The sequence below is a fragment of the Yoonia sp. KMU-150 genome, assembly GCF_056858355.1.
The window spans coordinates 1,918,724-1,929,191 of the sequence record NZ_JBXEQF010000001.1; the positions used below are offsets into that span (position 1 = coordinate 1,918,724).

The following is a 10,468-nucleotide window of genomic DNA, read 5'->3' on the forward strand; positions in this document are numbered from 1 at the left end:
AATATCTTAAGGGGTTTTGCGTTCGGGGTGAATTTCCGCTACCCACAGTCTGCCCACAGGCTGCGTCGGTTCATTTGCCCTTCGCGACCTTCTGCCCGGCCTTGAACGCCCATTCCATAGCGCGTGCGATTTTGCCGTTCGTGTCGGAGTTGAAGCCATACTTCGTCCGCTCTGCACGACCGCCCATGATGTGCTTTGCGACCCGGCGAAACGCGGCCTTGCGGTCCTTGACTTCGGCTTTCTCTACGAGCGTGTCGTCCAGAACCCAAGCGGCAACCTCTTTCGGCGGTAGTTGTTTCATGCAGATGTAAAGCGGGTGATCTTTGATACTAATCATGTTTCGATGTTCCCTTATTGTTCGTATTCGACTATGCTACGACACAAGGGGTTGCGGCAAGGCCCTTGAAGGGGGCCAAATACGCGACGGCGACATTCGAAGGGAACGCGGAATGGGATATGTTTCGACAACCACTGACTACGTTGATTTGGACGGTGACTACGGGACCGTTGAAGGCGTCGAAGTGACTTGTTCCAAGTGCGGCCACTCCGAAGAAAGCTTCGGCACGGATGATCCATCTTTGAAGCGGTGCGCATACCTTCTGCGCGAAAACTGCCCGCGCAACGAAAATAACTACTACGACGTAAGTGCGTAAGAAAGGACGATTACTACTATGGCATTCTTTAGCATCACATATGATCTTGTCGCAGACAAAGGCTACGACGCTTTGATTGATCGGCTCAAAGAACTGGATACGGTGAAAGTACAACTTTCGCAGTGGTTGCTTTCGGCCAACAATACGCAGAAGGAAGTGAAAGACCACTTCGCTCAATACGTTGATGAAGACGACAGGTTAATGGTTATCGAATTTACTAAACGACCAGCGTACACGTATGTGCTTAAAGGTACTAACGCGTGGCTTGATAAGCATTTCATTTAAAAAGGCCGCGCCCGAAGACGCGGCCTAATCCGGCGCGGTCCATGTCGCGCCTATGCGTCTGGGTGTAGGCGCCTGTGTGAATGCCCTGTCGCCCCGGCGCACGACAGGGTTACGCTGTACGCCGCAGCGAATGTCGGATTGTGCGATCCGCTGACCGCACAATCCGCTGTCTTGTATTTGCGCCCCTAAACCGTCGCCAGGTCGCTGTTGTCGAGATCGGCGACCAGGAAATTATCGAGCCGGATGCTGTTGGTTCCGTCGATGTCGATCAGCGTGTGTGCGCCGACCGTCGTGACCGCGGTGAACTGCGAGACCTGAGAGATACCGTAACCGGTCACGTCCAGAAGATCGGTGCCGTCTTCGAAGACCAGCACGCGGTCGGCACCGCTGCCGGACGAAAAGACGAAGGTGTCCGCCCCCGCGCCGCCGTTCAGCAGGTCGTCGCCACCGCCGCCGGTCAGCCGGTCGCCGTCCGAACCGCCGAAAAGCGTGTCGCTGCCCGATCCGCCGATGACCTGGTCCATGCCTGCACCGCTGCTCAACAAGACGCCCGCGGTGTTGGCGGACGCATCCATCGTGTCGCCGCCGCCACCGCCAAAGCCGCGTTCGATATCCGCGTTCAGCGTGAACGCCATACCGGTATCGTCGAGGAATACGAGGGTATCCGTGTCCGCCCCGCCCGACACGTCGGCCGAAAGATCGGCTGCATCGACGTAAAGCGTATCGTCACCTGCGCCCCCGGACAGCGTATCGGCCCCGACCTGACCGTTGAGCCGGTCATTGCCACCGCCGCCGAACAGGGCATCGGCCTGATCACCGCCGAATATTGTATCGTCGCCGCTGCCCCCGGTCAGCGTATCGCTCCCTTCCTGCCCGCTGATCGTCACGCCGGTCATGTTGGCGCTGACGTCCAGCGTGTCGTCGCCGACATTACCGAAGACCTTTTCGATGTCACCGGCGAGGGTGAAGGTCGACGAGAACGAGTCCGCCACGACCAGCGTATCAGTGCCGGTTCCGCCAAAGATGGTCGTGCCGGTGTCCTCGAAGTTCGCGAAAATCCTGTCGTCACCGGACCCGCCGAACATATTGTCGGACCCCGTGCCGCCGTTCAGGATATCGTTGCCGCCCCCGCCGAACATCGAGTCATTGCCATCACCACCAAAGATCAGGTCCGCGCCGTCACCGCCGGTCAGCTCGTCGCTCCCCGCAAGGCCGCTCAGCGTGACGCTGGTGGAATGGTTGCTGGCATTCAGTCTATCGAAAGTGAACGTCCCAAATGCCCGTTCGATGTCGGTCTGCAGCGTCGTGTTGACGCCCAGATTTCCGACCGCGACGAGTGTGTCGAAATCGGCACCGCCAAAAAGCTGGCCGCCGAACGACAGGTCGCCATTTTCGAAATACAGGAAATCGTTGCCTGCACCGCCGAATTGTCCGTCAAACCCGATCCCGCCGAACAGGCGGTCATTGCCGCCACCACCGAACAGGCGGTCGTTGTCGTCACCGCCATATATCAGATCGTTGCCGGCTCCGCCCGTCAGCGTATCGACACCGCCGTTTCCGCTGATGGTGATGTTGTTGATACGACTACCAAGAGCGGTGATCGTGTCCCGGCTGTCGCCGCCGATCGCACGTTCGATATCGTTGTTGACGGTCAGCCCAATGGCTGTGGTGGCTGTCACGACCACCGTATCGCGACCGGTGCCGCCGAACACAAAGGAACCGTTATCGGCATCGTCGACGTAGAGCGTGTCGTTGCCGCCGCCCCCGAACAACTGATCAAGACCGCCACCGCCGTTCAGGAAGTTGTCGAAGCCGTCGCCCGTAATCGTATCCGAGCCGGAACCACCAAGCACACCTTCGATCCCGACCAACTGATCGGTTCCGCTCTCGGAACCGGTCGCATTGTCCGCCCCCGCCGACAGGTCGACGACGACGCCCATCGTCGTGGTTTCATAGGACGCCGTATCGACGGTGCCCACGCCGCCGTCGATCACGTCGTTGCCGGCACCGCCGGTGAGGATATCGTTGCCATCCAGCCCAAGCAGCGTATCGTTGCCGACGCCGCCGTCGAACACGTCGCGCATCGCGGTGCCGTTGAACACGTCGTTGTTGTCGGTGCCGTTGACCGTGACGACGATGCTTTTGGTATCCGCCAACGCACCACCGGAACCCTGCGCCCCGGTGTTGCCGTCATTGATCGTTACATCGAGCGTCACGTTCTGGCTGGTCCCCACGGGTGGGGCCTGTTCGGAGTTCTGATAGGCAATCGCCTGCAGAACCGAATCCGCGTTGGCAGCGGTCGCGTTGGCGGTGAAGGTGATGGTCAGCACCCCGCCGGCCTGCGCGAAGGTCGCGACGGTCGTCCCGCCGATTTGCAGGTCGGATCCGCTGGCGGTGACCGTGCCGCCGCCGAAGCCGAAGCTGTCGAAGCTGCTGGCGGTCGTCTGTCGCTGCACGGTCAGTGTCGCGCCCGCGTAATTCGTCGCGTCAAGCTGCGCATCGGAAAGCGTCGCATCGCCGTCCAGCACGACGAACACGCCGCTGCTTTCCGAAACGGTCGGGGTCGCGTCCAGACCGGCGATGGCGGGTGCGCTGTTGGCGGGCAACGTGAACGCCGTGGCGTCAAACGGCACGATGTCCGTGCCCGTGTCGCTCGTGCTCCAGTTCCCGGTCACGTTGGGGTCGCCATTGATCAGCGCAAGGTAGTCCGAGAACGGCGACTGTGTCGCGCGTGGTCCGGTGTATTCACCGGCGTCCGGTTCTGACGGAGAGGTCGCATTTTCGAAGGTGACGGCCGTGGTGCCAGCCGTCAGGCCGGTCCCGGCCAGCCCGCCGCTGTCGGCAAATCCGTTAGGCTCAGTCGAGAGCGCTGCAAGAAACGTCTGCCCGCCAGCGCCGTCGTCGACATAGGCCCAGATCGTGTCGCCGGACTGCGCCATGTTATAGGAGCCCTGGGTCGTGATCAGGCCGACCGACGCGCCATGGTCGGCTGTGCTGTCGTCCAGTATGTCCGTCAGAGTGACGACCGTACCGGCGGTGATCGCGGAGGTGATCGTCAGCCTGACGTCGCCTTCCGTCGTCGCAAAGCCGGGGTTCTGCCAGTCGCGATCCGTAAACACGATGTCGAACGGATTGGTCGACCCATCCAGATCGGTCAACGCGACGAACGCAAGGTCTTCGTCACCGTCCGCGTTGAATCCGACAAAAGCGATGTCGCCAGTGGAGAGACCCGGCGCGCTCAGCGTCGGGATCGCGGTCGAGAAGTTCCAGGTGGTCTCGTCCGAGATACCGGCAAAGTCGTTTCCGCTCGCATCCTCGATCGCACCCGCGTCGATCTGCACGTAATATGCGGCCGCCGGATCGAGGTCGCTGCTGGGGTCGATGGTGATGGTATCGCCGCTGACGGTCACCTGACCGCTGGTCACGTCGATGGTTTCGACGACCGTATCGCCCTGTTTGGCATAGATCGTGATGTTGCCGGTGCCTTTGGCCACCGTCTCGTTGAACGTCGCCGAAAGGTTCGCTCCGACCGCGACATCCCTCCCCTGATCGGCAGGGTTCAAGGCAGCGACGACCGGCGGAGTGGTGTCCACGCCGGTGACCGTAAACGCCGTCGTGGCGAACGGTGAAAACACCTCGCCGTCGTCGTTGGTAAATTCCCAGTCACTAAAAGGCTGGTCATTGATGATGGTCTGGTAATCCGAGAACGAGGTTTGCGAACTGCGATCGCCGACGAAACGCCCGCCGTCGTAGCCGTCGAAGATTGCGCCGAAGTCAGCGGCATTCACGCCGAAGGTCAGCCCCGTGTTGGTCAGGTTCAGATCGACCGCGTCGGAATTAAACGCAGTCAGGAAACCATTCGCGCGGGGCGCGTCGAAGCCGCCGACATAGGCATAGATTCCGTCACCGGCCGTCGCGATGGTGAAAGACCCGTCACGTTCGATAAAGCCGTGGCTGACGTTGATCGAATCGACGTCTGTTCCCCCGCCGTCACCTGTGTCGGTAAAGTTGATGATCGTGCCCGCCGGGATCAGTTCGTCGACGATCCACGTCATCGTTCCGCCGCCGGAGAATGCGCTCCCGTTCCAGTCCTGATCGGTAAAGTAGATCGCAAATGGCGTGGTCGAGCCGTCAAGCGTCTCCAGCGCCACGATCCCGATGTCATCGGTCTGGCCTTCGGCGTTGAACCCGACGAAGGCGATGGACCCGGCCGTCAACCCGGCCGGTGCCGCACCCAGCGTCGGGGTCACCGTGGCAAAGTCAAATACGCCGGGGCCGGAAATTCCGGCAAAGGCGTTGCCAGACGTATCCTCGATCGCACCGGCGCTGACCTCGACATAATACCGCTCTGCGGTCGCAAGATCGGCCGCCGGATTGATAGTGATCGTCGGGCCGGACGCGCTGATCCGGCCGTCGCTTGCCGGGATCGATTCGATCACTGTGCCATCGGATTTGCGCACGATACTGATCGTCCCGCTGCTGCCCTTCTGGACATCCTCGTTGAAGGTCAGCGACAGGTTAGCACCTACCGCCACGCCCTCGGTGTTGTCGGCGGGACTGGTGCTGACCAGAATAGGCGCTGTCGTATCGGCACCGCCGGTCGTGAACGCCGCAGTGCTGAAGGGAACGACCGATGCGCCATCATTCGTCAGCGACCAGTTGGCAGCTGTATTCACGATGGCTGAATAGTCGGAAAAGTTCGCAGCAGTGGAGCGCGTACCAGAATAGGCACCGCCGTCGAAACTGTCGGCACCGCCGCCCAGCTCGACCGCGTTCTGACCGATCGTCAGACCGGTACCGCTCAGCGTACCACCCCCCTGCGCAAACCCCTGTTCGTCATAATGAATGCCGGATATGAAACTGGGCGACCCTGCACTGCCCTGATAGGCCAGTATGTTGTCTCCGCTCGTCCCTAGCGCCAGCCCGGCAGATGGATTTCCGGCAGACTGATTGAGCGATCCATGGCTGACGCTCGCGACGGTCGTGTTGACACCCGAAATCGGGGCGACGTTGTCGAACCGCACGATCGTGCCGGCAGCGAGGCTCGCAGGCGTCGTCCAGGTCAAGGTGGTTTCCCCGCCCAGAAACGCCGAGCCGTCCCATTCATCATCCGTGAAGAACACCGTTTCCGTGGACGTGATGTCCTGCAACAGAACAATGGCAAAGTTGTCCTCGCCCTCGGAATTGTAGCCAACGAATGCCAGTCCGCCCAAACCAATCGCCATTTCAAAGTCCCCGCTCTTATTTGTGGCTACCGCATCGGTGCCAGATTTATTCCGTTAAGCCACCCGCCCGGAGCGGCGCTGAAATTCTGCGCATCGCTCGCCCGGGCGGCGTCGTAAATTTACTCGATCTGTCTGGGCGCATTGAACGGCAAACGGTCCTATGATTGCAAGACTGATCCGTTAACGATTGTGCGGCGTGTCATTACCGGCACTGTGCTGCCGCCTTGGCACCGGAAAGTCTATCAGTCTTCCAGAACACCAACCGCGAGGGAATTGAACGTAAATCCGTCGCCTGTGAACTCCGGTCCTCCGATGATGACGATCTGATCGGCCGCAAAGACACCGCCGGTCTCGCCGGTCACGGTCGCCTGCCGCGTCCCCGGCACGCCGGTAAATGCCGACGGCAGCGCAAGTTGCCCCGTCAGGTCAGCGGACAACATGGCATTCGCCTCGCTGCGCACGACGCTGCCATTCACGAAATTGATCGTCCCACTGACCGGTGTCAGATCCGCGCTTGTGATCGCATCGTCGTTTGCATCATCACTGACATGAACGAAATCGGTGGCGCGCCCGGTGACGGTGCCTGCACCGGCAAAACCCACGTCGATCTCTGCCCGGCCTATCAGATTGCCGGCGTCGTTCATCACCAGGATACGCGATACCGACAGTGCGCCGTTGTAGGTGGCGGACCCGCTCGTCCGCAGGTCGGCACTCGGTACCGCCCCTTCCACAAGCGGACCCAGATCGTCGACCGCGTCAACAAAAGCATTGATTTCACCCGCCGTCAGCGGGCCGCTGCCGACATCCTCGATGCCAAGGGTCGTGCCGCCACAGGCCGAAAGCATGCCGACAGTTGCTGCGGCCAAGCCAAATTTATATGTCATCAATCAATCCTCCCAAATCCGTATGCCACAACTAACGCGGCCCGTTGCCCCGATTGCAAGGATTCTCTGACGTTGCGTCAACGCGCCAGTACCAGCTCTGCTTTCAATCCACCCAGTGTTTCGCTCTGCGACAGGCGCAACATACCGCCGTGTGTACGGGCGATGTCGCTGACGATTGCCAGACCGAGGCCGACACCCGTGCCGCGATCCTGATTGCGTGACGGGTCGAGCCGTACGAAAGGCCGCAGCGCCTCCTCGCGCCGGGGTGCAGGGATGCCGGGCCCGTCGTCCTCCACCACGAAGCGCACCGCGCGGTCGGAAACGGTCAGGCCGATCATGGCCCTGTCGCCATAGCGCAGGGCGTTGCCGACAAGGTTGTCCAGCGCACGGCGGATGGCGTGCGGCCGCAGGCTGATCTGCGCCCGTGCACCCTCGACCACGCCCCGCGTGAGCGCCTGACCGGTCCGGTCCGCATCCGCCAGAACCGCTGCGATCATGTCGTGCGGGTCGGTCGGTGCCAGCACGTCGCCGGCATCGCTGCGCGCGAAATCGAGAAACGCATCCAGCAGGCGCTGCATGTCGTCCACGTCGCGCAGCAGCGGTGTTGCCTCTGCGTCGTCGATCATCGACAGACCAAGACGCAGCCGGGTCAGTGGCGTCCGCAGATCGTGGCTCACACCGGACAGCATCATCGTCCGGCTTTGCGTTTGTCGTTCGATCCGATTGCGCATCGACAGAAATGCCGTGCCCGCGGCACGCACTTCGGTCGCACCACCGGGATGATAGGGGGTGACCTGTCCCTTGCCGTAGGCCGTCGCCGCATCCGCCATCCGTTTGATCGGGCGCAACTGGTTGCGCAGAAAGAAATAGGCGATCGTCGTCATCACCGCCCCGAGAACGACCATGATCACCAGAAGCTGATGCGGATTGGACGCCGACACCCGCCCCCGCCGAAACGTCAGGGCGACCGTGCCCGGGTCGGTCTCCAGCCACAGCTGCACGATCCTGCGATCGGCGAGCGACACCCGCATGACCTGCGGCACGCCCGCGCGCAGGGTCTCGATCACGGTAGAGCCTGTGAGGTCGATCAGCGGGATCACATCGGTCTCCGGAATCGGACCGGCAGGAAACACCGGGTTCAGTTCAAGCGGCGTGGCCACATCCGTCAGCCGCGTGATCGCCTCCGACCGGTCGTCGACACCGGCAAGCGCGTCGCGCACGTAGCGCAGCTCGATATTCACCGCACTTGTCATCGACCGGGTCACCCCGTCAAAGTGGCGCTGGATAAAGACGACCGACACCAGCAACTGCAACAACAGAACCGGCAACACCAGAATAAGCGCTGCCCGGCCATAGAGGCTGCGCGGCATGTAGGATTTGAGCCAGACGAAGGACATGAGATGAACGCTATCGTCCGCCGCCCCGAACGGAAAGCCGCAAGATGACCGCTGCCGAATTCGCTCCGGTGCCGGGCCAGACCCTGCCGCTTGCCGATGATGTGGCGCTGGTGCTGGCCCCAAATCCGTCGCCGATGACCTATCTCGGCACGAACACATATCTGCTTGGCCACGACAGCCTTGCGGTGATCGACCCCGGCCCGCTGGACCAGAGCCATCTCGACGCCCTCGTCGCCGCCATCGCCGGGCGCACGGTCAGCCATATCGTCGTGACCCATACGCATCTCGACCACAGCCCCCTCGCCCGGCCACTGGCCGATCTGACCGGCGCCCCGATTGCGGCGTACGGCGGTCCCGATGCCGGGCGGTCTGCCGTGATGCGCGGGCTGGTGGCCCGTGGCTACACCGGTGGTGGCGAAGGCATCGACCGGACCTTCCGGCCCGACATCACGCTGGCTGACGGCGATCGGCTGACCGGTGACGGCTGGACGCTTGGGGTGCTGCACACGCCGGGCCACATCGGCAATCACATCTGCGTGCGGTCCGGCGACACCGTTTTCAGCGGCGATCATGTCATGGGCTGGTCCACATCGCTGGTGTCACCGCCCGATGGCGACATGACCGATTTCCTTGCCTCCTGCGCGCGGCTGCAATCCATCCCGTCGCGCATCTACTACCCCGGTCACGGTGCGCCCGTGACCGATCCGCAGGCGCGGCTCGCCGGCCTGATCGCCCATCGCAGGGCGCGCGAGACCGAAATTCGGACACTGCTGGACAAAGGGCCGCAAACTGTCGACAGCCTCACCGCCGCGATCTACACCGATGTCGCGCCGGCCCTGCTGCCGGCTGCCAGCCGCAACGTCTTTGCGCATCTTGTCGACCTTGTTCAACGCGACCTCGCGCATCCGTCGACAGGCCTGTCACAAAGCGCCGTATTCAGGTCCGGTCCGGCGTCCTGACGCAGCCTGTCGCCGAATTCGAATTTCTGCGCAAAACCCTCTGGACGCGCCGGAATCGCATTGCTATAGACCGCGCACACCGTGTTCCGACGTAGCTCAGCGGTAGAGCAGTTGACTGTTAATCAATTGGTCGTAGGTTCGATCCCTACCGTCGGAGCCAACATCCCCTTTCGCCATTCCACCAGAAGTCTGTCGGCGGTATCGCCTGCGGCGATTTTGACCGCTTCCCCTTTTGTGAGCGAACGCGCAGACTGCGACCGATGCAAAACGGGAGCCCTGCGCCATGATCGACCTTTACACCTGGACCACCCCGAACGGGCGCAAGGTGTCCATCCTGCTCGAAGAGCTGGGCGTGCCCTATGCCGTTCACCCCATCGACATCACCAAGGACGAACAATTCGCGCCGGATTTCCTGGCCATCGCGCCGAACAACCGGATCCCGGCCATCGTCGACCTTGAGACCGGCATCAGCATGATGGAGACCGGCGCGATCATGCTTTATCTGGCGGAGAAGTATGGGCAGTTCCTGTGCGACGGTCCTGCGCGCTGGCAGATGATGGAATGGCTGATGTGGCAGATGGGCGGGCTGGGTCCGATGCTGGGTCAGGTCCACCATTTCGTGAAATACAACCCCGGCAAATCCGACTATGCCGCGGCGCGCTACGCGACCGAGGCACAGCGCCTGTACCGCGTGCTGGACACCCGGCTGACAGGGCGCGATTTCGTCGCGGGCGATGGGCGCGGAACCTACAGCATCGCGGACATGGCGATCTGGCCCTGGGTGTCGCGATTTGAATGGCAGCAGATCGACCTTGACACCTACCCTGCGGTCCGTGACTGGTACACTAAAATCGCCGCCCGTCCTGCCGTGCAGCGCGGCTATCAGGTTCCGCATTTCGTGACGAACGTGCCCATGCCCTGACGGGGCACAACCCAGACGGGAACCACCCGGGGGTCAGGTTTTCCAGATTTGCCAGAGGCCCCCTTTTTGTCTAAAAGAGCCCAATTGATTTCGATTTTTTGGTGCGCACGCAATTTTCGTGCCCACGCGGTGCGAGGCATATC

The 10,468-nt window shown here is 61.9% G+C and carries 7 protein-coding genes and 1 tRNA gene; 4 read left to right on the plus strand and 4 right to left on the minus strand.

Going from position 1 to position 10,468, the window contains the following annotated elements; all coding sequences use genetic code 11:
- Window positions 1-70: 70 nt before the first annotated feature.
- Window positions 71-337, minus strand: coding sequence for a hypothetical protein (locus AC04PH_RS09490; RefSeq protein WP_483065502.1), 267 nt, complete (start codon window positions 335-337; stop codon window positions 71-73).
- Window positions 338-671: 334 nt separating this feature from the next.
- Between AC04PH_RS09490 and AC04PH_RS09495 the strand changes: the two genes are divergently transcribed.
- Entirely contained in the window at window positions 672-938 is a 267-nt protein-coding gene (locus AC04PH_RS09495) for a hypothetical protein (protein ID WP_483065503.1), read from the plus strand.
- Between the two features lie 185 nt (window positions 939-1,123).
- Here the strand turns inward: AC04PH_RS09495 and AC04PH_RS09500 are convergent, their stop codons facing one another.
- The 3 genes from AC04PH_RS09500 to AC04PH_RS09510 all read right to left on the minus strand — a co-directional run bounded on the left by AC04PH_RS09500 (window position 1,124) and on the right by AC04PH_RS09510 (window position 8,444).
- The gene (locus tag AC04PH_RS09500; RefSeq protein ID WP_483065504.1) at window positions 1,124-6,163 is read right to left on the minus strand and encodes a beta strand repeat-containing protein; all 5,040 of its coding nucleotides are present in this window, start codon (window positions 6,161-6,163) and stop codon (window positions 1,124-1,126) included.
- 242 nt (window positions 6,164-6,405) lie between these two features.
- Window positions 6,406-7,047, minus strand: coding sequence for a hypothetical protein (locus tag AC04PH_RS09505; protein ID WP_483065505.1), 642 nt, complete (start codon window positions 7,045-7,047; stop codon window positions 6,406-6,408).
- 77 nt (window positions 7,048-7,124) lie between these two features.
- A complete protein-coding gene (locus AC04PH_RS09510; RefSeq protein ID WP_483065506.1) occupies window positions 7,125-8,444 on the minus strand; it encodes an ATP-binding protein in 1,320 nt (439 codons plus the stop codon).
- A gap of 44 nt (window positions 8,445-8,488) precedes the next feature.
- On the opposite strand from AC04PH_RS09510, the gene AC04PH_RS09515 reads away from it, so the two are divergent.
- From AC04PH_RS09515 to AC04PH_RS09525, 3 genes are all read left to right on the plus strand, one after another.
- On the plus strand, window positions 8,489-9,403 hold the full coding sequence (locus AC04PH_RS09515) for an MBL fold metallo-hydrolase (RefSeq protein WP_483065507.1): 915 nt from the start codon (window positions 8,489-8,491) through the stop codon (window positions 9,401-9,403).
- A gap of 85 nt (window positions 9,404-9,488) precedes the next feature.
- Window positions 9,489-9,563 (plus strand) — tRNA-Asn (locus tag AC04PH_RS09520).
- A 123-nt stretch (window positions 9,564-9,686) separates the two neighbouring features.
- Window positions 9,687-10,325 carry a glutathione S-transferase family protein gene (locus AC04PH_RS09525; protein WP_483065508.1) on the plus strand — a complete coding sequence of 213 codons (639 nt, stop codon included), beginning with the start codon at window positions 9,687-9,689 and terminating at the stop codon, window positions 10,323-10,325.
- Window positions 10,326-10,468 lie beyond the last annotated feature (143 nt).